Source organism: Enterobacter sp. fkY84-1 (assembly GCF_052974705.1).
Genome location: NZ_CP169393.1, coordinates 3,021,625 through 3,046,889, shown reverse-complemented (window position 1 = coordinate 3,046,889; position 25,265 = coordinate 3,021,625). Strand labels below are relative to the sequence as shown.

Sequence of the window (25,265 nt, the reverse complement as noted above, 5' to 3'; positions counted from 1 at the left end):
TAATGATCAAAGAAAAATTACTGTATATCTCAATGTCTCTGGAAAAGTCTAATTATGGCGGAAGCATTGTATCTCGAGCAAATTTAAAAGCTCTGAAAACCAACGAACGTCTAGAGATTAAAGAGATCGCGATCGTCAGGAAAGAGGAGGGTGCTTACGAATGGGAAATGCTGGCGAAGAATTCAAAAATACAGACGGCTCTCAACAATTTACGCGGCTACGCTGGTAGGCTCAATGCTGAAATTTTCAGCAGAATTAAAGGAATTATTCATGAGTATCAGCCAACTACGTTATATCTTGATTCAAGCCTGCTGGGTAGCGTGGCCGAATGGTGTAAGAGCGCGTACCCAACTATCAAGATTTTAACCTTTTTCCACAATGCGGAAGTGGATTTCGAAAAAGATCGCCTTAAGAGCGGCAAAATTCAGTTTCTACCGTCGCTATTCTCAACCGTATCCGCTGAAAAAAAAGCAGTCAAATATAGTGATCTATTGATTACGCTGCATGAGGCGGACTCGGATCGTCTCTTTCGTCTTTACAAAAGAAAAGCAGACTTTTGCGTACCCGTCTGCATTGTAGATGAACAAATTGCCGATGCGGTGCTGTATGGTTCTGAAGCCACACAGTCGAGGGTGTTTACCGTTGGTTTTATCGGAACTGCGTTCTATGCTAATACCGAGGCCGCACAATATATCTCTCAGCATATCGCACCTGCATTTATTGACGATAGACAAATACAGTTTGTGATCGCTGGAAACGGATTTGAAGCGTATGCTACAAAGCTTGATAAGCCTAACCTTAAAACTTACGGTTACGTTGAGTCGTTAGCGGATTTTTATCAGAGTGTTGATGTGATTTTATCCCCGATCTCCATTGGGGGAGGTATGAAAGTAAAAGTTGCTGAGGCGCTTAAATATAATAAAAAGGTTATCGCATCATCTTTCACCTTGATTGGCTATGAACAGTCACTCGAGAGTCCAGATATCATCAGCTGTAACAGCTTATCCGAATATAAGGTCGCAATTAAAAAATTAAGAAACATGCAAACTACAGCATCTACAACAAGGAAGCTTTTCCTTCAATATTACTCTGATAGTGCATGCGCAGAGTATTTTAAAAAGATATTTCAATAATAAATCCTTAATAAGAAAAAGGTTTTATTTTTTATAAAGAGGTTAAGGTGCGAATTCTCGAGGTAAGTAAGTTATATCCCCCCTTCTGGGGTGGGATTGAGACGGTTGTGTACGATATATCAACGGTATTAAAACAAGAAGGTTACGACGTTGATGTATTATGCGTTTCGGAAAAAAATCAGTCTTCTGAAGAAGTTATCGATAGCGTTAAGGTTTATCGCTGTGCCAGTATTGCCCATTTGGCAAGTACTTATTTATCCTTCGAATTTATTAAAGTCTGGAGGAAAATTAGAAATAACTATGATGTTATACATGTTCACTTACCGAATCCACTTGCTCTTCTCGCTTTTTTCTTATTTAAACCCCATAAAGAATGTAAAATTATCGTCCACTGGCACAGCGATATAGTAAAACAAAAATATTTGAAAATTCCTTTTATCCCTTTGCAAAACGATTTGCTTGCTCGCTGTAATAAAATCATCGCAACCAGCCAAGTTTATGCCGACGCTTCAGAAGATCTCACAAAATACCTTTATAAAGTAGAAGTTATTCCGATCGGTATTGACGAAGATAAAATGGTCGCTTCACCTGACGCTGTCGAACAGATTAAACAGCGCTATGCCGGCAAATTTGTGATCTTCTCTTTGGGTCGACACGTCTACTACAAAGGTTTTGAGTATCTTATTGAAGCGGCTAGACTAATGGACGAAAACTACATTATCTTGCTGGGTGGACAGGGCGAGTTAACCCCTGAATTGAAAGCGAAAATTAAAGAGCATAACCTTGAAGATGTCGTTAAGTTGCTGGGGCGGATCTCCGCTCATGAACTGCCAGCATACTTTAGCGCAGCTGATGTGTTCTGTCTGCCATCTGTTGAACGCTCCGAAGCTTACGGTGTCGTGCAACTTGAAGCGATGGCTTGTGGTACACCAGTAATCTCAACCGATATTAAAGGCTCTGGTGTCGCATGGGTCAATAAACATGGTCTGACTGGCCTGGTGGTCCCGGTGAAGAATGCACATGCGTTAGCTAGTAGTTTTAATTATTTGCGTGAGCATCCAATTAATAGAAACCAAGTTCATGAGTATTTTACACAGCATTATACTAGGTCAAAAATGGTTAATTATTTCATCAAGGTCGTAGAGGGAGCATAATATGAAAATATTGCCTGTTGTTATGGCTGGAGGTTCAGGAACACGTCTCTGGCCGCTTTCACGCTCCCTGTATCCAAAACAATTTTTGTCATTAGTTGATGATGCTTCATTGTTGCAGGGTACACTCTTGCGACTCGAAAACCTCGATTGCACCACGCCTCTTATTATCAGCAATAACGAGCACCGATTTATCGTCGCTGAACAATTGCGCCAGGCAGGAATTGTTGACTTTGATATTATTCTTGAACCCATGGGGCGCAACACTGCACCGGCTATTGCTCTGGCCGCACTCCATGCGTTAAGAGATGGCGATGATCCTATTATGCTGGTGCTTGCCGCCGATCATGTTATTCAAAACGTTGATGCGTTTTGCAGTAGTGTTACTTTGGCTCAGAGGCAAGCGGTGGATGGAAAAATGGTGACCTTTGGCATTGTTCCCACGCATGCTGAAACGGGCTATGGATACATTCGACAGGGTAAGGAAGTGCTCGAGTCGGTCTTTGAAGTCGATGCTTTTGTTGAGAAACCTGATCAGTCTACTGCTGAAGCTTATCTATGTGACGGCCACTATCTTTGGAACAGTGGAATGTTCATGTTCAAAGCAAGTGTCTATTTGTCAGAACTGGAAAAATTCCGTCCGGACATACTCAGTGTCTGTAAGAAGGCAATGTCAGGTGCCTCGTCTGATCTTGATTTTATCCGGCTTGAAGACTCGGTTTTTGCCGCCTGTCCGGACGAATCAATTGATTATGCTGTGATGGAAAAGACTAGCCATAGTGTTGTTGTGCCAATGGATGCTCAATGGTGCGATGTTGGTTCCTGGAGTTCGCTGTGGGATATTTCTACCAAAGATGACAATGGTAATGTGACCCATGGTGATGTGATCTATCACAATAGCAACAATAACTATGTCTATGCTGAAAATTCGCTGGTCGCCACAATTGGGACGGATGATCTTGTGATTGTTCAAACTAAAGACGCATTGCTGATTGCGAAGCAGGATCAAGTACAGAATATCAAAAAAGTCGTCGATGTCCTTAAACGTGAAAAACGTAGCGAGCATATTTCACACCGCGAAGAGTATCGTCCTTGGGGGCGTTACGATTCCGTTGATCAGGGGGGGCGCTATCAGGTTAAACGCATTACCGTTAAGCCGGGTGAGCGTCTCTCGACACAAATGCATTACCATCGCGCAGAGCATTGGGTGGTCGTTGCTGGTACAGCGAAGGTAACTCGGGGTGATGACGTTTTCCTGGTATCGGAAAATGAATCAACGTTTATTCCGGTTGGGGTCGTCCATACTCTGGAAAACCCGGGGAAGGTGCCGTTAGAAGTCATTGAAATCCAGTCCGGGACCTATCTTGGCAGTGATGATATCGTTCGATTCGATGATAAATATGGACGCATTAAGGATAATAAATAATGTTGAATTCCAAACTTGTGATTAAAAACAGTAATGTTGCGTTTGGAACAAGCGGAGCACGAGGTCTGGTTGTCGATTTCACACCTGAAGTCTGTGCTGCATTTGCACACGCATTTATTGATGTCATGGCGCGCGATTTTACCTTTGATACTGTTGCTTTAGCTATTGATAATCGCCCGAGCAGTTATGCTATGGCTAAGGCCTGCGCTCAGGCGATTATTGCTAAAGGGTTAAGAGCGGTTTATTACGGAGTGATCCCAACGCCCGCGTTGGCTAATCAATCACTCCAGGATAGGGTCCCAGCCATCATGGTTACCGGCAGCCATATCCCCTTCGATCGCAACGGGTTAAAATTTTACCGTCCAGATGGTGAAATCACCAAAGCCGATGAGCTCAGTATTCTGCAGTGCGAGTCCGCTTTTAGCCTCGAACTACCATTACTTGAATTGACAACGTCGTCGCTGGCCGCCGATAACTACATAGCGCGTTACACCTCCCTGTTTGCTGCTGATACGCTGGCAGGAAAGCGAGTAGGTATTTATGAGCACTCCAGCGCTGGTCGAGAGCTTTATGCCAAAATATTTACCCAGCTTGGGGCCGAAGTTATCAGCATTGGCCGCAGCGATGAATTTGTACCAATCGACACCGAAGCTGTTTCTGAGGAAGATAAAGAGAAAGCCCGTGAATGGGCGAGTGAGCTTAATCTCGACGCTATCTTTTCAACCGATGGCGATGGCGATCGCCCTCTTGTGGCTGATGAGCAGGGGGAATGGCTGCGCGGTGATATCCTGGGTCTGCTATGTGCTAAGGCGCTGGGTATTGACGCACTCGCTATCCCGGTTAGTTGTAATACGGCAATAGCAAAATCCGGCTTGTTTAAGCATATCGAGCTAACAAAGATTGGTTCACCTTATGTTATTGCCGCTTTTGCCGGGCTAAGCATAGACTATGATCGCATCGCTGGCTTTGAAGCTAATGGTGGTTTTTTATTGGGTAGCGACATCACATTTGGTGATACGACGATTTCCGCACTGCCGACACGTGATGCCGTTCTGCCTTTCCTGATGGTTTTTGCCAGCAGCGTTACCGCGAAAGTACTTATGTCGGATCTGTTACACAATCTCCCACAGCGTTTTACTCATTCAGACCGCATCCAGAACTTCGCTACGGCGCTGAGCAAAGAAATCATCGCTAAAGCCTTACATGACCCGCTCGACTTTGTACATTCTCTTGGTTTTAACCTCGGAATTAAAGTCGTCGATTCCACGGATGGTCTTCGACTCACTCTCAGTGATGATTCTGTAATACATTTGCGCCCATCGGGCAATGCACCTGAGCTACGCTGTTATGCTGAAAGTTGCAGTGTTTTTTCCGCTGTAGCATTGGTTGAAAATATACTCGATCAGCTAAAAAAACTATCTATCTAATATCTGTTAGATATTTTCTACTTTAGAAGTTGGGCAGCATTCTGTGCTGCCCAGTTAGTTATTAGCTTAGGAATATTAATCAATATGATCGCAAAAAGAATTCCGGGGGTTGAGGTATTAAGAGTCTTTGCTATATTTATGGTGGTTTTGATACATTCAACTCCGGAGTATACGAATGGTTCGGGAACGAACTTGGCTGCACTAATCCTACAGTCAGTATCACGTGCAGGATTTATCTCTTTTTTTCTAATTAGCGGTTATTTCGCCCTTAACGAAAAAATAGTTAGCTTGGAGAAGTATTATTACAACAGAGTTGTTACTATAGTTATCCCGTTTTTATTCTATGCTTATATTCATTACTTCATGGTGCATTATGACTTTGGCCGAGCCGCTAATGCTCTGTCAGGTTTCTTTTCAATAACCACTCTGGCGGATTTTCTACATGCGGTTATTATCGGGCCAGCTTTTAATGGTTCAATGTTTGTTTCGCTACACTTCTGGTTTATCTACTGGATAGTGGGTGCCTATGCCGTGGTTCCCTTTGTTGGTTATGTTATTCAGCGTATAGAGCCATCTTCAAGGCTCAAGTCTATCGCTTTTTTGCTTGGTGTTAGCTGGTTGCATCTCTATGTTAATCGCTATTTCCCAAATGCTAACATTATCTCTATTCCTTTTATTGCTGATGGTTGGTTCGTTTATTTTCTAATAGGTGGGCTTCTGTACGGTTTGGAACTCAATAAGTATAGAAAATATGCATTCGTGTGTTGCGCTATTGGTTATGTGTTGACTGTTTTCTTGACTTGGTTCAATTTTTCCATGTTGAGTATTTATCAAGCACCTTATGGTATTGACATTAACATGGTGCTTTGCGTATGCGGATTCTTTATAATTTTCCAAACGCTTCGCGAAAGTTTTTTAACGACGTGGGTTGCGAAAGCATCGAAATACACCTATGGGATTTATTTGACTCATGTATTTATGATGTATTTTGTAAGCGGCTATACGAAAACGGCTACGAGCAGTGTTATTGCAAATTCTGTGTTGACGGCTGTGGTTGCTTTTACACTGGCGTTAATTTTTTGCTTCATTTTCGATAACCTATTTATTTTTAAATTGATCAGAAAATTGAAGTTAAGTAATACTTAATAAATGAAATGAATATCCTCATGTTCAATGATGTCTATTATAAAATAAATCTTGGATGATGCTATTCAAAAGTATATAAAATAGGTTAACATCATAACAACATTTATCTGCGTTATGATTCGCAGTGACCACACCTGACAGGAGTATATAATGTCCAAACAACAGATCGGCGTTGTCGGTATGGCAGTGATGGGGCGCAACCTGGCGCTCAACATCGAAAGCCGTGGTTATACCGTCTCCGTTTTCAACCGCTCCCGTGATAAGACCGAAGAAGTGATTGCCGAGAACCCAGGCAAGAAACTGGTTCCTTTCTATACGGTTAAAGAGTTTGTTGAGTCTCTGGAAACGCCTCGTCGTATCCTGTTAATGGTGAAAGCAGGCGCAGGTACCGATGCAGCTATCGACTCCCTGAAGCCTTACCTCGAAAAAGGTGACATCATCATTGATGGCGGTAACACCTTCTTCCAGGACACCATTCGTCGTAACCGTGAACTGTCTGCTGAAGGTTTCAACTTCATCGGTACCGGTGTATCCGGTGGCGAAGAGGGCGCGCTGAAAGGCCCATCCATCATGCCTGGCGGCCAGAAAGAAGCGTACGAACTGGTTGCGCCTATTCTGACCAAAATCGCTGCTGTTGCAGAAGATGGCGAGCCGTGCGTGACCTATATCGGTGCGGACGGTGCGGGTCACTATGTGAAAATGGTGCACAACGGTATTGAATACGGCGATATGCAGCTGATTGCTGAAGCCTACTCCTTGCTGAAAGGTGGCTTGAACCTTTCTAACGAAGAGCTGGCTGAAACCTTTACCGAGTGGAACAAAGGCGAACTGAACAGCTACCTGATCGACATCACCAAAGATATCTTCACGAAGAAAGATGAAGAGGGTAAATACCTGGTTGATGTGATTCTGGATGAAGCGGCAAATAAAGGTACTGGTAAATGGACCAGCCAGAGCTCTCTGGATCTGGGCGAACCGCTGTCTCTGATCACCGAATCTGTCTTTGCGCGTTACATCTCTTCTCTGAAAGAGCAGCGCGTCGCGGCATCTAAAGTACTGTCTGGCCCACAGGCTAAACCAGCAGGTGATAAAACCGAGTTCATTGAAAAAGTGCGTCGTGCACTGTACCTGGGGAAAATCGTTTCTTACGCGCAGGGCTTCTCTCAGCTTCGTGCGGCATCAAACGAGAACAACTGGGATCTGAACTACGGTGAGATTGCGAAGATCTTCCGCGCGGGCTGCATCATTCGCGCGCAGTTCCTGCAGAAAATCACCGATGCCTATGCTGAAAACGCCGGTATCGCCAACCTGCTGCTGGCACCGTACTTCAAGAAGATTGCGGATGAATATCAGCAGGCGCTGCGTGACGTGGTTGCCTACGCTGTCCAGAACGGTATCCCGGTTCCGACCTTCTCTGCGGCAGTAGCCTACTACGACAGTTACCGTGCGGCAGTTCTGCCTGCTAACCTGATTCAGGCCCAGCGTGACTACTTCGGCGCGCATACCTACAAGCGTACCGATAAAGAAGGCGTATTCCATACCGAATGGATGGAATAAGTTAACTGACTCGCTGTCATCAAAACCCGGAGCCTGTCTCCGGGTTTTTTTATGCAAAAACTGCCGCCTGTTACTCGAAGTAGTCTGAATCTCATCCTCCTCGCAGTGATTACTCCTGGTTTGCCTTGACAGTTCAGTTTGCCAGGAGGTACAAAGCCCAACAGTTATGTTTATCGCGATGGTCTGGCGGCCATCAGTACAGTTAACTCACAGAAGTCATTAGCGAATGAAAATAACAATCTCCGGAACAGGGTATGTCGGTCTTTCTAACGGCATTTTGATTGCTCAGAATCATGAAGTGGTTGCGCTGGATATCGTGCAAGCCAAAGTGGATATGCTCAATCAGAAGAAATCGCCGATTGTCGATAAAGAAATCCAGGACTATCTCAGCAATAAACCGCTGAATTTCCGTGCCACGACAGATAAAGAAGATGCATACCGCGATGCGGATTACGTCATCATTGCGACGCCTACTGACTACGATCCTAAAACCAACTATTTCAACACCTCAACGGTAGAAGCGGTAATCAAAGACGTTATCGCGATCAACCCTGATGCGGTGATGGTGATTAAATCGACCATCCCTGTCGGTTTTACCAAATCCATTAAAGAAAAATTCGGTATTGATAATATCTTCTTCTCGCCGGAATTCCTGCGTGAGGGGAGAGCGCTTTACGATAACCTGCATCCTTCGCGTATCGTTATTGGTGAACGTTCTGAGCGCGCTGAACGTTTTGCTGCGTTGCTACAGGAGGGGGCGCTCAAGAAAGATATTCAGGTGCTATTTACCGATTCCACCGAAGCTGAGGCGATCAAGCTCTTCGCGAATACCTATCTGGCGATGCGAGTGGCTTATTTTAATGAGCTCGACAGCTACGCAGAAAGCCTTGGACTGAATACTCGCCAGATTATTGAAGGGGTGTGCCTCGACCCGCGCATTGGCAATCACTACAACAACCCTTCATTTGGCTACGGTGGCTATTGCCTGCCAAAAGATACGAAGCAGCTGCTGGCAAACTATCAGGCAGTGCCGAATAACCTCATCTCGGCGATTGTTGATGCCAACCGTACGCGTAAAGACTTCATCTCCGATTCTATCCTTGCACGTCAGCCGAAAGTGGTCGGTGTGTATCGTCTGATCATGAAGAGTGGTTCCGATAACTTCCGTGCCTCTTCCATTCAGGGGATCATGAAGCGTATCAAGGCGAAAGGCGTTGAGGTTATTATCTATGAACCTGCTATGTCGGACGATCAGTTCTTCAATTCACGGGTGATCCGCGATCTGGACGCCTTTAAGAAAGAAGCCGATGTCATCATTTCAAACCGCATGGCGGAAGAGCTGGCTGACGTGGCGGATAAGGTTTATACCCGCGATCTGTTTGGTAGTGACTGATTCTCTGCTCTATATTGTAAAAAACCCGGCTGAGTTGCCGGGTTTTTTATTTTTAGACTTTGTAGAAATCGCGGTACCAGTCAACGAAATTCTTCACCCCATCCTTAACCGAGGTTTGCGGTTTAAATCCGATCGCGTCATAAAGTGGCTGGGTATCGGCGCTGGTTTCCAGAACATCTCCTGGCTGAAGAGGCAGCATATTCTTCTCGGCTTGTTTACCCAGCGCGTCTTCCAGCGCGGTAATGTAATCCATCAGCTCGACTGGTGAACTGTTGCCGATGTTGTAAACACGATAAGGCGCTGAACTGGTTGCCGGTGAGCCATTCTCAACGGTCCAGTTTGGATCTGACTGAGGAATTATATCCTGCAGACGAATAATGGCTTCAGCGATATCATCAATATACGTAAAGTCGCGCTTCATCTTACCGTAGTTATAGACATCAATGCTTTTGCCTTCAATCATCGCCTTGGTAAACTTAAACAGCGCCATGTCCGGGCGTCCCCACGGACCATATACGGTAAAGAAGCGCAGCCCAGTTGTCGGCAGGTTGTAGAGATGCGAATAGGTGTGCGACATCAGCTCATTGGCTTTTTTGGTCGCGGCATAAAGCGAAACCGGGTGATCCACGGAATCGTCAGTGGAGAAGGGCATCTTGCGATTGAGGCCATATACGGAGCTGGATGAGGCATACAGCAGATGCTGAACGTTGTTATGGCGGCAGCCTTCCAGTACGTTGAGGTGGCCGATAAGGTTGGCGTCCGCGTACGCATGGGGGTTTTCCAGGGAGTAACGAACACCCGCCTGCGCGGCCAGATGAATCACACGATCAAACTTCTCAGCAGCGAAAAGCGCAGCCATGCCTTCACGGTCTGCTAACTCCAGCTTGTGAAAGGTGAAACGCTCTGATTTCAACAGTTCCAGGCGCGCCAGCTTCAGGCTTACATCGTAGTAGTCATTGAGGTTATCGATACCAACAATCTGATGTCCGGCCTCAAGGAGGCGTTTACTGACATTTGAACCGATAAAACCCGCTGCACCCGTTACCAAAAATTTCATAGCGTTCCTCATAAAGCTATATTCTTACCGATGCCATAACGCATCGCACTGCATCTATCATAGCGCGAAGGGGGTAAGTTACATAACCTATCTTTCCGATATTACTCATCGGATTCTTATAGAAAAATCGCCAGTAATCGATAAACTATGCAAACTTAATTATGTTCCGCCCTTTTTCATCTGTTAGGGATTGTATGACGCAAAACAACAATAGCCAGGTCAGTCGAAATCATGACCCTGAGCAAATTGATTTACTTGATTTAATGCTGCAACTTTGGCGTGGAAAGTGGATGATAGCAACCTTTGTTATTGTTTTTATTGCCCTTGCTGTCGGATATTTGTTTGTTGCTAAAGAAAAGTGGACCTCAAGTGCAATTATTGCGCAACCCGATGCGGCTCAGATAGCACCCTATTCAAATGCATTGAACATCCTTTATGGTACCGCAGCACCTTCAATGCTGGATACTCAAACGCGCGCTATTGAACGTTTTAATGCATCGCTTTCAGCGTTATCTCAGGCGCTGGACAATCAGTCAGAGCCTGAAAAACTTACTATCGAGCCTGCTGTTAAAGGGCAAGCGCTGCCATTAAGCGTCACCTATACCAGTACATCAGCAGAAGCGGCTCAAAAGCAGCTAGCGCAGTACATTCAGCAAGTCGATGAGCAGACCGCAAAAGAACTAGCCCTTGATCTTAAGGACAATATTAAGGAGCAGATCAAAACCCTGAATGATTCACTGCAAAACCAGGAGAAGGTCGCGCAGGAACAAAAAGATCTGCGTATCAAACAGATTGCTGAGGCCCTGAAAAACGCTGAGGCAGCGAAAATTACTTCGCCACAGCTCCAGCAAACCCAGGATGTCACACAGGAAACATTATTCCTGCTTGGCAGCGAAGGGCTTAAATCGATGATTGACAACGAAGCATCGCGCCCACTGGTTTTCCCCACCGCCTATTATCAGACCAAGCGAAATCTCTTGGACATCCAGAATCTGAACGTAAACCCGGATACAATCCACGTCTATCGTTACGTCATGAAGCCGGATCTTCCTGTCCGCCGTGACAGCCCGAAAAAAGCCGTGATTCTGGTCCTCGCCGTGCTACTTGGCGGAATGATTGGTTCAGGTGTGGTACTTGGCCGTAACGCCTTACGAAACTACAAACCAAAAGCCTGATTTGCAGATTAAAAAAACCGGGGATATACCCCGGTTTTTTTATTTGTGACGTTTGCGAAGGTTTTCTATCACCGCCGTCAAATCCAGCTCCTGATCCTGCAGCAGCACCAGCAGGTGATACATCAAATCAGAGGCTTCGTTCGTCAGCTCCTCGCGGTCATGCACGGTCGCGGCCAGCGCTGTCTCAACGCCTTCTTCACCCACCTTCTGCGCAATACGCTTGGTTCCGCTGGCGTACAGCTTCGCGGTATAAGAACTCTCCGGATCTGCCGATTTACGCTCTGCCAGCAGCTGCTCCAGTTGATACAGGAAAAGCCACTGGTGACTCGCCTCTCCAAAGCAGCTGCTGGTGCCCATATGGCAGGTCGGGCCGATGGGGTTTGCCAGCACCAGCAGGGTGTCGTTATCGCAGTCCGGCGTAATGCTTACTACATTCAGGAAATGGCCCGAGGTTTCGCCTTTGGTCCACAGGCGCTCTTTCGTGCGGGAGTAAAACGTCACTTTGCCGCTGTCGATCGTTTTCGCCAGCGCGTCCTGGTTCATATATCCCAGCATCAGCACTTCGCCTGAGACGGCATGCTGGACAACCACCGGCAGTAATCCGTCCGTTTTTTTCCAGTCCAGCAGCGCCTGTTGTTGCTCTGTTAACATACCCTGATCTCCACGCCCTGGTCGGCCAGGTACGTTTTTAACTCACCAATATTAATAATCTGTTTGTGGAACACGGAAGCGGCCAGCGCGCCGTCCACGTTCGCATCGCGGAAGGCTTCGAGGAAGTGTTCCATGGTGCCCGCGCCGCCAGAGGCAATCAGCGGAACGTGGCAGACCTCACGGACTTTTTTCAGCTGTTCGAGGTCATACCCGTTACGCACGCCGTCCTGGTTCATCATGTTGAGGACAATCTCGCCAGCGCCACGCTTCTGCACTTCCTGCACCCAGTCGAGCGTTTCCCACTGCGTCACGCGCGTGCGGCTTTCATCCCCCGTGTACTGGTTGACGTGATACTTGCCCGTTGCGGCGTCATACCAGGTGTCGATCCCAACCACAATACACTGCACGCCAAAACGATCGGCGAGGCGGGTAATGAGCTCCGGGTCGGCCAGGGCAGGGGAGTTGATGGAAATCTTGTCGGCACCAAATGAGAGAATTTTGGCGGCGTCGTCGGCGGATTTAATCCCGCCCGCCACGCAGAACGGAATATCGATTACTTCCGCCACGCGAGCGACCCAGCTTTTGTCAACTACGCGGCCATCGCTGGACGCGGTAATATCGTAGAACACCAGCTCGTCTGCGCCTTCATCGGCATAGCGTTTTGCCAGCGGAACGATGTCGCCAATGATCTCGTGGTTGCGGAACTGCACGCCTTTCACGACCTGGCCGTCACGTACGTCCAGGCAAGGGATTATCCGTTTTGCCAGCATTGTATCGCCTCCGTCACCGTAAATTTACCTTCCAGCAGGGCCCGGCCCACAATCACGCCCTGTACGCCCGTTCCGCGCAGCGCGGCAATATCGTTTAAATCACCAATTCCGCCCGAAGACTGGAACGCTACCTGCGGATAACGCGCGCAGATCTCTTCATACAGCGAGACGTTGGAGCCCGCCAGCGTGCCGTCACGGGAGATGTCCGTGCACAGCACGTGCTTAAGGCCAACGGGCAGATACATCTCGACCAGCGCCTCCAGCGTCACGCCGGAGTTTTCCTGCCAGCCGCTGACCGCCACCTGCTTATTACCCTGTTCGTCAATGCGCACGTCCAGCGCCAGCACCAGCGCGTCGGCGCCAAAGCGGCGGAACCACCCCTTCACCGTCTCAGGCTCTTTCACCGCGGTTGAACCGACCACCACGCGCGCCACGCCCGCGTCCAGCAGCGCGGCAACGTCATCTTCCGTACGCACGCCGCCGCCAACCTGTACCGGCACATCAACACCGGCGACCAGATTTTTCAGCAGAGGGATCTGTCGCTTCGCCGGATCTTTCGCGCCCGTCAAATCCACCAGATGCAGCACCTGAGCACCCTGGGCGGCATAATCCTGCAGACGCGGCAGCGGGTCGTTTCCGTAGTCTCGCTGCTGCCCATAATCACCCTGATGAAGACGGACAACCGTGCCGTCAATTAAATCTAACGCGGGAATAATCATCACATCTCCAGGAAGTTTTTCAGCAGCTGCGCGCCCGCGGCGCCAGATCGCTCCGGGTGGAACTGTACGCCGAAGAAATTGTCTTTCTGCACCGCCGCGGTAAACGCCTCGCCGTAAGTGCACTGGGCGATGGTATTGACGTTCACCGGCATAGCGTAACTGTGCACGAAGTAAAAATACGCGCCATCTTCAATGCCGCGAAATAGCCGGTCGCCCGCTTTGGCGTACACGCGGTTCCAGCCCATATGCGGCAGAGGCAGGCCGTGGTCGGTCATCTTCGGCACGTCTTCGTCGATAATGCCCAGCAGGTCAACGCCGTTGCTCTCTTCGCTGCGACGGCCCAGGATCTGCATACCCAGGCAAATGCCCAGCACCGGTTGGGTACAGGCTTTGATCAGATCGACCAGCTCGCGCTCGCGAATCTGATCCATCGCCGCCTGCGCAGTGCCTACGCCCGGCAGAAATAACTTGTCGGCACGCAGCACCACGTCCGGGTCACGGCTAACCACCGGTTCGTAGCCGTGGCGGGTGATGGCCGACTTTACGGAGTTCAGGTTGGCGCATCCGGTATCCAGAATCACCACGTTCATTACAGCACTCCTTTTGATGAGGGCAGGGCGTCGCCTTCCACGCGAATTGCCTGGCGCAGCGTGCGGCCAAAGGCCTTGAAGAGACTCTCCACGCGGTGGTGGTCGTTCTTGCCTTTGGTCTTCAGGTGCAGCGTCAGGCCCATGGTGTAGGACAATGAACGGAAGAAGTGCTCCACCATTTCGGTGCTCAGATCGCCCACGCGCTGGTAATTGAAGTCTGCTTTATATTCCAGGTGCGGACGGCCGGAGATATCCATCGCGCAGCGCGCCAGACACTCGTCCATCGGCAGGACAAAGCCAAAACGGTTGATGCCGCGCTTGTCGCCGAGCGCCAGCTTCAGGGCTTCACCCAGCGCCAGGCCGGTATCTTCCACGGTGTGGTGATCGTCAATATAGAGGTCGCCTTTTACCGCGATCTCCATGCGGAAACCGCCGTGGGTGGCAATCTGGTCCAGCATGTGGTCGAAGAAACCGACGCCGGTGTGGATCTTGCTGCCGCCTTCACGGTCCAGCCAGACCTTCACATCAATCTGTGTCTCTTTGGTGTTGCGTTCAACGTGCGAGTAGCGGTCACGTTTTGTCAGCTGCTCGCCAATCATCGCCCAGTTAAGGTTGTTGCGGTCATAGCGCAGCCCCGCGATGCCCATGTTCTCCGCCAGCGTAATATCGGTGATGCGATCGCCGATAACATAGCTGTTGGTCTTATCCAGCACATCCTCCGCCAGATAGCGCTCGACCAGCTTCACCTTTGGCTTCCGGCAGTCACACTCGTCGGCTGGCATGTGCGGGCAAATCAGCACTTCATCGAACACCACGCCCTGCGAGGTCAGCACCTGCATCATCAGATTATGCGGGCCGTCAAAGTTTGCCTGCGGGAAGCTGTCGGTACCCAGACCGTCCTGGTTGGTGATCATCACCAGCTTGTACCCGGCTTTTTGCAGCTTGAGCAGCACCGGGATCACGTCAGGTTCAAACGCCAGCTTGTCGAATCGGTCGACCTGAAAATCAGCTGGTGGCTCCGAAATAAGGGTGCCGTCACGATCGATGAAAAGGATCTTCTGGGTCATACTTTCTCCGCTTTCAGGGCGTCAATCACGCGCTGGCTCTCTGCACGGGTGCCGACGGTAATGCGCAGGCAGCCACTCAGAGAAGGTTGTTTATTCTGGTCTCGTAAGATAATGCCCTGATCCCATAAAGATTTAAATACGGCGCTGGAAGCGGTAAAGCGCACCAGGATGTAGTTGGTTTCTGAGTCGAATACCTGCTCCACGCACGGGATATCCTTCAGGGCGGTCACCAGGTACTGACGTTCCTCCAGGATTTGCGCCACGCGCTCGCGCATCGCGTTAATCCCCTGAGGCGTCAGCGCCTGTGCCGCAATATCGGCAACCGGCGTCGAGAGGGGGTACGGAGCGATCACCTTCAGCAGCAGGTCGATGACCTCTTTATTCGCCAGGGTGAATCCGCAGCGCAGACCCGCGAGGGCGAAAGCCTTCGACAGCGTACGCAGCACCACCAGGTGCGGATATTCTTCCAGCCAGCCAGCCAGCGTCGCCTGCGGGCAGAACTCGATGTAGGCTTCGTCCGCGACCACCAGGGCTTTTCCGCGCGTCATCTCCAGCAGGGTACGGATATCCTGCGGGTTAATAATCTGCCCGGTCGGGTTGTTTGGGCTACAGACAAACACCACTTTTACGCCGTCAAGATTGTCGGCAATCCCCTGCAGATCCAGCTGCCAGTTCTCCAGTGAGAGCACGTTGCGGCACGCCACCCCGAAGGTTTCCGCGCTGACGCTGTACATGCCGTAGGTCGGCTGGCAGTACATTACCGCGTCTTTGCCCGGCTCGCAGAAGGCACGGATCAGCAGTTCAATGCCCTCATCCGCGCCGCGACTGACCAGCACCTGCTCTGGCTTCACGCCAGCGTACTGCGCGTAGTTTTCAATAACCGCCTTCGGCTGACATTCCGGATAGCGGTTCAGCGTCTGCTGCGACAGCTCAAACTGCACCGCCGTTGGATATTCGTTGGCGTTCAGCCAGACATCCCCTTTACCGCCCAGACGACGCGCAGACTGGTAAGGCGTCAGGCGACGGACATTTTCGCGGGCTAATTCTTCAATGTTCATGCTTGCTCCTTCAGGGCTGCAACGCGCAGCGTAACGGCGTTTTTGTGAGCGGTCAGGCGCTCGGCGGCGGCCAGGGTTTCAATAGTGGACGCCAGTGAGGCAAACCCTTCGCGGGAGAGTTCCTGCACGGTCATGCGTTTCTGGAAATCCGCCAGTCCCAGGCTGGAACAGGTTGAGGTATAACCATACGTTGGCAGCACGTGGTTGGTGCCGGAGGCGTAATCGCCCGCGGATTCCGGTGACCAGTCGCCGAGGAACACCGAGCCCGCGCTGGTAATGCTGTCGACCAGATCGCGCGCATTGCGGGTCTGAATAATCAGGTGCTCCGGACCGTACTGGTTAGAAATGGCAATGCACTGCGCCAGATCGCGCGCCACAATCAGACGGCTGGCCGCTAACGCCTGGCGTGCCGTGTCGGCGCGGGGCAGGTCGGCAAGCTGACGCTCCACGGCTTCGCCCACGCGTTTCGCCATATCGGCATCCGGCGTCAGCAGGATAACCTGCGAGTCCGGGCCGTGTTCCGCCTGGGAAAGCAGGTCAGACGCGACGAAATCTGGCGTTGCGCCGCTGTCGGCAATCACCAGCACTTCAGACGGGCCGGCAGGCATATCGATGGCCGCGCCGTCCAGACGCTGGCTGACCTGACGCTTAGCCTCGGTCACATACGCATTGCCCGGGCCAAAGATTTTGTCGACCTTGGGAATGGATTCCGTGCCGAACGCCAGGGCCGAAATCGCCTGCGCGCCGCCCACTTTATACACCGCCTGCACGCCGCAGAGCTTCGCCGCGTACAGGATCTCGTCGGCAATCGGTGGCGGTGAGCACAGCACCACTTTCTGACACGCGGCAATGCGTGCGGGAGTCGCCAGCATTAGCACGGTGGAGAAAAGCGGGGCAGAGCCGCCGGGAATATAGAGGCCGACGGACGCAACCGGGCGCGTCACCTGCTGGCAACGCACGCCGGGCAGGGTTTCGACATCCACGGTCTGCAGCTTTTGCGCGGTGTGGAAGGTATCAATGTTTTTCACCGCGACGGCCATCGCCTGCTTGATGTCATCCCCCAGGCGATTGCTGGCATCAATGATTTCCTGCTCGGTAACCTCTAATGCGCCGACGTCCGTCTTATCAAACTTCGCGCTGTATTCACGCAACGCGTCATCGCCGCGGGCTTTGACGTTATCCAGGATCTCCGCCACGGTGCGCGAGATACTTTCAGAGGCGGAAATCGCCGGGCGCATCAGCAGCTCGCGCTGCTGTGCGTCGCTACAGGTATTCCAGTCGATGATTGTGTTAAAGCTCATGGCCATTACTCCATCATCTTCTCAATCGGCAGCACCAGGATGGAGCTTGCGCCCAGCGCCTTCAGTTTTTCCATGGTTTCCCAGAACAGGGTTTCGCTGCTCACCATGTGCATCGCCACGCGCTGCTGATCGCCCGCCAGCGGCAGGATGGTTGGACGCTCGGCGCCCGGCAGCAGGGCAATCACTTCATCCAGACGCTCTGTTGGGGCGTGCATCATGATGTATTTGGATTCACGCGCCTGAATCACACCCTGAATACGGGTCAGCAGCTTGTCGATCAGCTGCTGCTTAGCGTCGGCCATCTCGCCGTCACGCTGGATCAGGCACGCTTTGGAGCGGTAGATCACCTCCACTTCGCGCAGACCGTTCGCTTCCAGCGTCGCGCCGGTAGAGACCAGGTCACAGATGGCGTCCGCCAGACCCGCACGCGGCGCCACTTCAACAGAACCGTTCAGCAGACAGGATTTAAACTGCACGCCTTTCTGATCCAGATAGCGCTTTAACAGGTGAGGGTAGGAGGTGGCGATACGTTTGCCGTTCAGCGCGGCCGGGCCGTCCCACGCTTCATCAACCGGCGTTGCCAGCGACAGGCGGCAGCCGCCGAAGTCCAGACGACGCAGGGTAAAGTAACGCGGGTCTTCACCCTGCGCGCGGCGGGTCAGTAGCTCTTCTTCCAGCACGTTTTCGCCGATGATGCCGAGGTCAACGACGCCATCCATCACCAGGCCGGGAATATCGTCATCACGCACGCGGAGAATGTCGATGGGCATGTTTTCAGCCAGAGCAATCAGGCGCTGGGTGTGCAGGTTGATTTTAATCCCGCAGCGGGCCAGCAGTTCGCGTGAATCGTCACTTAAACGGCCTGATTTTTGAATAGCTATGCGTAAACGTGAGTTATCTAACATTCTTTATTCCTCGTTAACCTGTTTTAACCTGTCTGAATTCGGTCCAAAAAAAAGCCCCCGGAAGAAGATCTTCCGGGGGCTTTTTCATGCGTTCATGCACCACTGGAAGATCCAAACGTCTTCCAGCACACATCGCCTGAAAGACTAGTCAGGATGATGGTGATGATGGTGGTGTTTAAATTGAACGCGTGTCATATAAATTCTCGATGAATGCTTATTCATTTGATGTCTTTTAACCTAAACCAGTTGTGCGACATATTGCAAGGGCTTTTTTTGATCATTAATTCATTTCATATTGATGCTATGAATTGTGTGTTCTGCCGGGCTGGCGTAGCCTTATGAAAGACGAGTGAGAGTCAGGAGAATTCGCATGAAAAAGGTCGCGATTGTCGGTTTAGGATGGCTGGGAATGCCGCTGGCGATGTCATTAGCCGCGAAAGGCTGGCAGGTGACCGGGAGCAAGACCACCCGAGATGGGGTCGAAGCGGCGCGCATGTGCGGTATTGAGGGCGTTGAACTGCGTCTGGAGCCAGAACTGGTGTGTGATGCGGAGGATCTGGACACGCTGATGAACGTCGATGCGCTGGTGATTACGCTACCCGCGCGGCGCAGCGGCCCGGGTGAATCATTTTATCTGCAGGCGATGCAGGAGATAGTCGACAGCGCGCTGGCGCATCACGTACCGCGCATTGTTTTCACCAGCTCGACGTCGGTCTATGGCGATGCTGAAGGCGTAGTGAAAGAGACCTCCGAGCGCCGTCCCGTTACCGCGAGCGGTCAGGTCCTGAAAGAGCTGGAAGACTGGCTACACAATCTTCCCGGCACGCAGGTCGATATCGTTCGTCTGGCGGGGCTGGTGGGCCCTGGCCGCCATCCGGGACGCTTCTTTGCCGGAAAGACTGCGCCAGACGGCCAGCATGGCGTGAATCTTGTCCATCTTGAGGATGTTATTGGCGCAATTGAGCTACTCTTACAGGCTCCGAAAGGCGGACACATCTATAATATATGTGCACCGACTCATCCGGCGCGCAGCACCTTTTACCCGCTGATGGCACGTCAGCTGGGCCTGGCTCCGCCGGTCTTTGGTGAGGCAAAAGATGGCAGTAAAGGCAAAATTGTTGATGGCAATCGCATTTGTCATGAGCTGGGGTTTGAGTATCAGTATCCCGATCCGCTGGTGATGCCCATGGAATAAGTTCCGCAGCGGAGACGATCGCACGCCAGAAGGGGGCGAGCATGAAACCGCTGCTGGATGTTCTTATTATTCTGGATGCACTGGAAAAAGAGGGGAGCTTTGCCGCTGCGTCGGCAAAGCTCTACAAAACCCCTTCGGCCCTGAGCTATACCGTCCAAAAACTGGAAAGCGACCTCAATATCCAGATCCTCGATCGCTCCGGGCATCGCGCACGCTTTACCCGCACCGGACAGATGCTGCTGGAAAAAGGCCGTGAAGTCCTCCACACCGTTCGTGAACTCGAAAAACAGGCCGTCAAACTGCATCAGGGATGGGAAAACGAGCTGGTGATTGGGGTGGATGACACCTTTCCGTTTTCTCTCCTGACGCCGCTGATTGAAATGTTTTACCAACATCACAGCGTCACCCGGCTTATTTTCATCAACGGCGTGCTGGGCGGTTCCTGGGATGCCTTAACCCAGGGCAGGGCGGACATTTTTGTCGGTGCATTGCATGAGCCTCCCCAACTCAGTGAATTTGGTTTTGCCCGCCTTGGCGTGCTGGAGCAGGTATTTGCCGTGGCGCCTCATCATCCGCTGGCTCAGGAGCCCGAGCCGCTTAACCGCCGCGTGATTAAAGGCTACCGCGCGATTGTAGTGGGTGACAGCTCTCGCCCGGAATGTGCGGTCTCCTCGCAGCTGCTTGATGAGCAGGAAGCGATTACCGTTTTCGACTTTAAAACCAAGCTTGAGCTGCAAATTAGCGGTCTGGGCTGCGGCTATTTACCCCGCTATCTGGCGCAGCGCTTTATTGACAGCGGTGCGCTTGTTGAAAAACAGGTACTTGCTCAAAAGAGCCATGAATCGGTGTGGGTGGGCTGGAATGAACAGACCGCCGGGCTGGCGAGTGCCTGGTGGCGGGACGAAATTTTAGCAAATAGTGCTATCGCTGCTGTATATGCTCAGGGCAGCGTCGAGAAATCAGCCAGTTAGCAAAAAGAAAATGACCCGGTGCGTTGCAAAGTATTGCCTTTTGTATCCGATGTGGGGCAAAATGCCGCCGCTGCAACCAAATGAATAATCGACGATATAAAAGGCGTCGGTTATTTTTTTTTGCATGTACGAAACGAAACTAAAAACCAAGAGGCCGGGCTTCGTACCGGATAGATATTTACTAAAATCCGACAGTTGTTGTCGCTGAGGAAGAAAGAAATGGGGCAATTTTTCGCTTACGTGGCGGTTATCACCGTAAAGGAGAATAACTATGTCGCATAACGCAACTCCAAACACCTCTCGCGTGGAATTACGTAAAACGCTTACGTTGATTCCGGTTGTTATGATGGGCCTGGCCTATATGCAACCGATGACGCTGTTTGATACATTCGGTATCGTATCAGGCCTCACAGACGGTCATGTGCCAACGGCATATGGCTTCGCGCTGATTGCGATCCTCTTTACCGCGCTGAGCTACGGTAAACTGGTGCGTCGCTATCCGTCTGCGGGTTCCGCCTACACCTATGCCCAGAAATCCATCAGCCCGACGGTTGGCTTTATGGTGGGCTGGTCTTCGCTGCTCGACTATCTGTTCGCGCCGATGATCAACATTCTGCTGGCAAAAATCTATTTTGAAGCGCTGGTGCCGTCGATTCCCTCGTGGATGTTCGTCGTGGCGCTGGTGGCCTTTATGACGGCCTTTAACTTGCGCAGCATCAAGTCTGTCGCCAACTTTAACTCCGTTATCGTTGTGCTTCAGGTTGTGCTGATTGCGGTTATTCTTGGCATGGTGATTTACGGCGTATTCCACGGCGAAGGCGCGGGCACCCTGGCGAGCAGCAAGCCGTTCTGGTCTGGTGATGCGCATGTGATCCCGATGATTACCGGGGCAACCATTCTGTGCTTCTCCTTTACCGGTTTTGACGGGATCAGCAACCTGTCTGAAGAAACCAAAGATGCAGAGCGCGTAATTCCTCGTGCCATCTTCCTGACGGCGCTGATTGGCGGTCTGATCTTTATTTTCTCGACCTATTTCCTGCAGCTGTACTTCCCGGATATCTCTCGTTTCAAGGATCCGGATGCGTCTCAGCCGGAAATTATGCTGTACGTGGCAGGTAAAGCGTTCCAGGTCGGCGCGCTGATCTTCTCCACCATCACCGTACTGGCGTCCGGTATGGCCGCGCATGCAGGCGTTGCGCGTCTGATGTACGTAATGGGCCGCGATGGCGTATTCCCGAAAAGCTTCTTCGGCTACGTGCATCCAACCTGGCGTACCCCGGCGATGAACATTATCCTGGTCGGTGCGATCGCGCTTCTGGCGATTAACTTTGACCTGGTGATGGCAACGGCGCTGATTAACTTCGGTGCGCTGGTGGCGTTCACCTTTGTTAACCTGTCGGTTATCTCTCAGTTCTGGATCCGTGAAAAGCGTAACAAGACGCTGAAAGATCACTTCCAGTATCTGTTCCTGCCGATGTGCGGTGCCCTGACCGTGGGCGCGCTGTGGGTTAACCTGGAAGAGAGCTCGATGGTGCTTGGCCTGATTTGGGCGGGTATCGGTCTGGTTTACCTGGCCTGCGTCACGAAGAGCTTCCGTAACCCGGTTCCGCAGTACGAAGACGTCGCGTAAGACTGTGTCGGGTGGCGGCTATGCCTTACCCGACCTACATACCCCGTAGGCCCGCGTAAGCGCCGCCCCACCGGGCAAAAAAAAGCCGGAGACATCGCCTCCGGCTTTTTTATACCCATCGATCAAACTATCTCTTGCGCGTACTGGAACAGGGATTTCAGCAGCGCCTGTTTCTCAGCATTCCCTTCATACTGGCCGTAAAGCATCTCCAGCTCCTGTGCATAGCTGTGCAGGTACTCTGGCGTAAACACGTTGCGACGATGCTGCAGCCAGCGTTCCTGCTCGGCTTCATCCAGCGTGCCGGGGTAATTACGCGCGCGGTAGTTAAACATCAGCTTTTCGATGCGCTTATCGGCGAAGGTGATATCCAGCGCCGGTAAGTTGCGCGGCTCTGTTTGCAGAACGATATTCATGGCCGCGCGATCGGCATCGCTGAAGAAACCGTTATAGAGTTGGGCGTCCACGTTTTCAGACGGCACGAACGGCTCGGCTTCAGCAAAAATGGCCACGACTTTCTCGCGCACCTGCGGATTTTCACGCAGCACTTTGAGATTATCGAGGCAGTGCTGGCGGTTAATGCCCAGCCTGTCAGCATCTTCCGGGCGCAGCGTATTCGCCTGCGCCAGGACCGGACATTTATTGATATGCACCAGTTTGACCGGCACCGCCGGCAGATCGCCAAGCTCGTTTTTCGGGGTATAAAGCCGTTCGCGTAGGGTATCGCTGTCGAGTTCGAGCAGCGGTGAAATATCGCCCGCCAGGTCCACCATGATGACCGCATTACGGTTGTCCGGATGCCAGGCCAGCGGCGCAACCCAGCTGGTATTGCCGCGCCAGGCGCCAAACATGCCGGAAATATGCACCAGAGGTTTCATCTGCGGTACGTCGATAAGGGTCATAAGCTTCTGCTTGCTGCGATGGCTCAGCAGATACTCAAACAGCCGGGGCTGTGCGCTTTTCACCAGCTTTGCCATGGCAATGGTGGCATAGACGTCCGCCATCGCGTCGTGGGCATTGCTGTGCTCGATACCGTTGGCGCGCGTCAGGTGTTCCAGCCGGAAGCTTGTCAGACCTTCCTCATTTTCCGGCCAGTGAATGCCTTCAGGACGCAGGGCGTAGCAGGCGCGCATGATGTCGAGTAAATCCCAGCGCGAATTGCGGTTCTGCCAGCTCCAGGCATAGGGATCGTAGAAGTTGCGATAGAAGATGTTGCGCGTCACTTCGTCATCGAAGCGGATGTTGTTGTAACCGACCACGCAGGTATTGGGAACGGTAAACAGGTCGTGGATGCGTCGGGCGAATTCTGCCTCGTTAACGCCTTTTTCCCGCGCTTCCTGCGGGGTGATCCCGGTGACCATCACCGCGCCGGGCTGCGGCAGGTAATCATCCGCCGGCTTGCAGTAAAAGACCTCAGGCTCGCCGATGATGTTGAATTCGTCGTCGGTACGGATGGCGGCAAACTGCGCCGGTCGGTCCAGCGCCGGATGCGTGCCAAAGGTTTCGTAGTCGTGGAACAAAAAAGTCGGGCGAGCGGCAGAGTCAGACACCAGTAATACCATCCTGTTAAAAAATGACGTCACTATGGTAAACGATCGTGCGGGTCAGACCGAATAAAAAGCACCGCCGCGTCGCAAATTTGCGCGCCAGCTTCAGAGAAAAATCTGCGTTCTGTCACATTTTTTTGCAATTAAGCCAGGTAACGACATCAGAACTCCCGTAAAAAGGTCATCGATTTTTAATGACCTGAGGATATACCGTTGAAACGCCGTCTGTTTATTGCTGTTTCTTTACTCGCTTCGAGTGTCTCATCTGCTTTTGCGGCCGAACCACTGGATTTTTCGCCGCAGCCTCCGGCCATTCAGGCTGGCTCCTGGGTGCTGATGGATTACACGACTGGTCAGATTTTAACGGCGGGCAACGAACATCAACAACGTAATCCGGCGAGCCTGACCAAGCTGATGACGGGTTATGTGGTGGATCGGGCCATTGATAGCCACCGCATTACCCCGGATGACATCGTCACCGTAGGGCGTGATGCCTGGGCAAAAGGGAACCCGGTGTTTGACGGTTCATCGCTGATGTTCCTGAAGGAGGGCGATCGCGTCACCGTGCGCGATCTGAGCCGCGGCCTGATTGTCGATTCCGGCAACGACGCCTGCGTGGCGCTGGCCGATCACGTGGCGGGCGGGCAGCCGCAGTTCGTGAAGATGATGAACGACTATGTGCAGAAGCTGAACCTGCGTGATACCCACTTCGAAACCGTCCACGGGCTGGACGCGCCTGGCCAGCATAGCTCGGCGTATGACCTGGCCGTTCTCTCCCGGGCCATTATCCACGGTGAGCCCGAGTTTTATCATATGTACAGCGAAAAGAGCCTGACCTGGAACGGAATCACCCAGCAGAACCGTAACGGCCTGCTGTGGGATAAGACCATGAACGTAGACGGGCTGAAAACGGGGCATACCTCGGGGGCCGGCTTTAACCTGATTGCATCCGCCGTTGACGGTCAGCGTCGTTTGATTGCCGTTGTAATGGGAGCGGACAGCCCGAAAGGGCGTGAGGACCAGGCCCGAAAACTGCTGCACTGGGGGCAGCAGAATTTCGATACGGTGCAGATCCTGCATAACGGAAAAAAAGTGGGAACGGAGCGCATCTGGTACGGCGACAAGGAGCAGGTAAAACTGGGCACCGACCAGGACTTCTGGCTGGCCTTGCCGAAAGCGGAGGTGCCCAACATCAAAGCCAAATACGTGCTGGATAAAAAAGAGCTGGAAGCGCCGATTGCCGCGCATCAGCGTGTCGGGGAGATCCAGCTTTACGATCGCGACAAGGTGGTAGCCCACTGGCCGCTGGTCACGCTGGAAGCCGTTGATAAAGGCGGCCTGTTCTCTCGTCTGAGCGATTATCTGCATCACACGCTTTAACCGCCGATGAGCAGACTGG

The 25,265-nt window shown here is 51.6% G+C and carries 24 protein-coding genes and 1 other annotated feature; of the genes, 13 read left to right on the top strand and 11 right to left on the bottom strand.

Annotation, left to right across the window (positions count from 1 at the left end; translation table 11 throughout):
* The first annotated feature begins 2 nt into the window (after window positions 1–2).
* The 7 genes from ACEPLT_RS14655 (at window position 3) to ugd (ending at window position 9,233) form a co-directional block, all read left to right on the top strand.
* A complete protein-coding gene (locus ACEPLT_RS14655) occupies window positions 3–1,133 on the top strand; it encodes a glycosyltransferase family 4 protein (RefSeq protein ID WP_032652652.1) in 1,131 nt (376 codons plus the stop codon).
* Window positions 1,134–1,180: 47 nt separating this feature from the next.
* Window positions 1,181–2,287, top strand: coding sequence for a glycosyltransferase (locus tag ACEPLT_RS14650; protein WP_032652650.1), 1,107 nt, complete (start codon window positions 1,181–1,183; stop codon window positions 2,285–2,287).
* A 1-nt stretch (window position 2,288) separates the two neighbouring features.
* Window positions 2,289–3,710: a mannose-1-phosphate guanylyltransferase/mannose-6-phosphate isomerase gene (locus tag ACEPLT_RS14645; protein ID WP_032652648.1), complete on the top strand. Its 1,422-nt coding sequence runs from the start codon at window positions 2,289–2,291 to the stop codon at window positions 3,708–3,710.
* Entirely contained in the window at window positions 3,710–5,137 is a 1,428-nt protein-coding gene (locus ACEPLT_RS14640; protein WP_032652646.1) for a phosphomannomutase, read from the top strand. Before ACEPLT_RS14645 ends, ACEPLT_RS14640 begins: the two co-directional genes overlap by 1 nt.
* 84 nt (window positions 5,138–5,221) lie before the next feature.
* Complete coding sequence (locus tag ACEPLT_RS14635; RefSeq protein WP_032675159.1) at window positions 5,222–6,283, top strand: acyltransferase; 1,062 nt, start codon at window positions 5,222–5,224, stop codon at window positions 6,281–6,283.
* A 150-nt stretch (window positions 6,284–6,433) separates the two neighbouring features.
* Window positions 6,434–7,840, top strand: a complete 1,407-nt coding sequence (gene gndA, locus ACEPLT_RS14630; RefSeq protein ID WP_232928714.1) for an NADP-dependent phosphogluconate dehydrogenase — start codon at window positions 6,434–6,436, stop codon at window positions 7,838–7,840.
* A gap of 226 nt (window positions 7,841–8,066) precedes the next feature.
* Window positions 8,067–9,233 carry a UDP-glucose 6-dehydrogenase gene (gene ugd / locus ACEPLT_RS14625; RefSeq protein ID WP_032675157.1) on the top strand — a complete coding sequence of 389 codons (1,167 nt, stop codon included), beginning with the start codon at window positions 8,067–8,069 and terminating at the stop codon, window positions 9,231–9,233.
* A 52-nt stretch (window positions 9,234–9,285) separates the two neighbouring features.
* Here the strand turns inward: ugd and ACEPLT_RS14620 are convergent, their stop codons facing one another.
* On the bottom strand, window positions 9,286–10,290 hold the full coding sequence (locus ACEPLT_RS14620) for an NAD-dependent epimerase (protein WP_032675156.1): 1,005 nt from the start codon (window positions 10,288–10,290) through the stop codon (window positions 9,286–9,288).
* A gap of 194 nt (window positions 10,291–10,484) precedes the next feature.
* Here ACEPLT_RS14620 and wzzB point away from each other — a divergent pair, with 194 nt between their 5' ends.
* Window positions 10,485–11,465 (top strand): LPS O-antigen chain length determinant protein WzzB, encoded by a 981-nt coding sequence (gene wzzB / locus ACEPLT_RS14615; protein WP_032675155.1) that lies wholly within the window; start codon window positions 10,485–10,487, stop codon window positions 11,463–11,465.
* 39 nt (window positions 11,466–11,504) lie between these two features.
* Here wzzB and hisIE read toward each other — a convergent pair whose 3' ends face one another.
* The 9 genes from hisIE to hisL all read right to left on the bottom strand — a co-directional run bounded on the left by hisIE (window position 11,505) and on the right by hisL (window position 18,721).
* On the bottom strand, window positions 11,505–12,116 hold the full coding sequence (gene hisIE, locus ACEPLT_RS14610; protein ID WP_032675154.1) for a bifunctional phosphoribosyl-AMP cyclohydrolase/phosphoribosyl-ATP diphosphatase HisIE: 612 nt from the start codon (window positions 12,114–12,116) through the stop codon (window positions 11,505–11,507).
* Window positions 12,110–12,886 (bottom strand): imidazole glycerol phosphate synthase subunit HisF, encoded by a 777-nt coding sequence (gene hisF, locus ACEPLT_RS14605; RefSeq protein WP_021241435.1) that lies wholly within the window; start codon window positions 12,884–12,886, stop codon window positions 12,110–12,112. The genes hisIE and hisF overlap by 7 nt, the downstream gene beginning before the upstream one ends.
* Complete coding sequence (hisA, locus tag ACEPLT_RS14600; RefSeq protein ID WP_032652636.1) at window positions 12,868–13,605, bottom strand: 1-(5-phosphoribosyl)-5-[(5-phosphoribosylamino)methylideneamino]imidazole-4-carboxamide isomerase; 738 nt, start codon at window positions 13,603–13,605, stop codon at window positions 12,868–12,870. Before hisA ends, hisF begins: the two co-directional genes overlap by 19 nt.
* Window positions 13,605–14,195 carry an imidazole glycerol phosphate synthase subunit HisH gene (gene hisH, locus ACEPLT_RS14595; protein ID WP_021241433.1) on the bottom strand — a complete coding sequence of 197 codons (591 nt, stop codon included), beginning with the start codon at window positions 14,193–14,195 and terminating at the stop codon, window positions 13,605–13,607. The genes hisA and hisH overlap by 1 nt, the downstream gene beginning before the upstream one ends.
* Entirely contained in the window at window positions 14,195–15,262 is a 1,068-nt protein-coding gene (gene hisB, locus ACEPLT_RS14590; RefSeq protein ID WP_232928712.1) for a bifunctional histidinol-phosphatase/imidazoleglycerol-phosphate dehydratase HisB, read from the bottom strand. Before hisB ends, hisH begins: the two co-directional genes overlap by 1 nt.
* On the bottom strand, window positions 15,259–16,320 hold the full coding sequence (gene hisC / locus ACEPLT_RS14585) for a histidinol-phosphate transaminase (protein ID WP_021241431.1): 1,062 nt from the start codon (window positions 16,318–16,320) through the stop codon (window positions 15,259–15,261). The genes hisB and hisC overlap by 4 nt, the downstream gene beginning before the upstream one ends.
* Entirely contained in the window at window positions 16,317–17,621 is a 1,305-nt protein-coding gene (gene hisD, locus ACEPLT_RS14580) for a histidinol dehydrogenase (RefSeq protein ID WP_447088272.1), read from the bottom strand. The genes hisC and hisD overlap by 4 nt, the downstream gene beginning before the upstream one ends.
* A 5-nt stretch (window positions 17,622–17,626) precedes the next feature.
* Window positions 17,627–18,526, bottom strand: a complete 900-nt coding sequence (gene hisG, locus ACEPLT_RS14575; protein ID WP_000886595.1) for an ATP phosphoribosyltransferase — start codon at window positions 18,524–18,526, stop codon at window positions 17,627–17,629.
* A 45-nt stretch (window positions 18,527–18,571) separates the two neighbouring features.
* Window positions 18,572–18,695: a sequence feature (His leader region), on the bottom strand.
* Window positions 18,671–18,721: a his operon leader peptide gene (gene hisL, locus ACEPLT_RS14570; RefSeq protein WP_001364200.1), complete on the bottom strand. Its 51-nt coding sequence runs from the start codon at window positions 18,719–18,721 to the stop codon at window positions 18,671–18,673. It overlaps the preceding feature by 25 nt.
* Before the next feature lie 175 nt (window positions 18,722–18,896).
* On the opposite strand from hisL, the gene ACEPLT_RS14565 reads away from it, so the two are divergent.
* The 4 genes from ACEPLT_RS14565 to plaP all read left to right on the top strand — a co-directional run bounded on the left by ACEPLT_RS14565 (window position 18,897) and on the right by plaP (window position 22,322).
* Window positions 18,897–19,721, top strand: a complete 825-nt coding sequence (locus tag ACEPLT_RS14565; RefSeq protein WP_032675153.1) for an SDR family oxidoreductase — start codon at window positions 18,897–18,899, stop codon at window positions 19,719–19,721.
* A gap of 41 nt (window positions 19,722–19,762) precedes the next feature.
* Complete coding sequence (locus tag ACEPLT_RS14560) at window positions 19,763–20,692, top strand: LysR substrate-binding domain-containing protein (protein WP_032675152.1); 930 nt, start codon at window positions 19,763–19,765, stop codon at window positions 20,690–20,692.
* Window positions 20,693–20,911: 219 nt separating this feature from the next.
* Window positions 20,912–20,974 (top strand): membrane protein YoeI, encoded by a 63-nt coding sequence (gene yoeI, locus ACEPLT_RS14555; protein WP_099458931.1) that lies wholly within the window; start codon window positions 20,912–20,914, stop codon window positions 20,972–20,974.
* Window positions 20,964–22,322 carry a putrescine/proton symporter PlaP gene (gene plaP, locus ACEPLT_RS14550; protein ID WP_008499462.1) on the top strand — a complete coding sequence of 453 codons (1,359 nt, stop codon included), beginning with the start codon at window positions 20,964–20,966 and terminating at the stop codon, window positions 22,320–22,322. Before yoeI ends, plaP begins: the two co-directional genes overlap by 11 nt.
* 122 nt (window positions 22,323–22,444) lie before the next feature.
* Here plaP and sbcB read toward each other — a convergent pair whose 3' ends face one another.
* Window positions 22,445–23,881 carry an exodeoxyribonuclease I gene (gene sbcB, locus ACEPLT_RS14545; protein WP_369750702.1) on the bottom strand — a complete coding sequence of 479 codons (1,437 nt, stop codon included), beginning with the start codon at window positions 23,879–23,881 and terminating at the stop codon, window positions 22,445–22,447.
* Between the two features lie 198 nt (window positions 23,882–24,079).
* On the opposite strand from sbcB, the gene dacD reads away from it, so the two are divergent.
* Complete coding sequence (gene dacD / locus ACEPLT_RS14540; RefSeq protein WP_008499464.1) at window positions 24,080–25,246, top strand: serine-type D-Ala-D-Ala carboxypeptidase DacD; 1,167 nt, start codon at window positions 24,080–24,082, stop codon at window positions 25,244–25,246.
* Window positions 25,247–25,265: the final 19 nt, after the last annotated feature.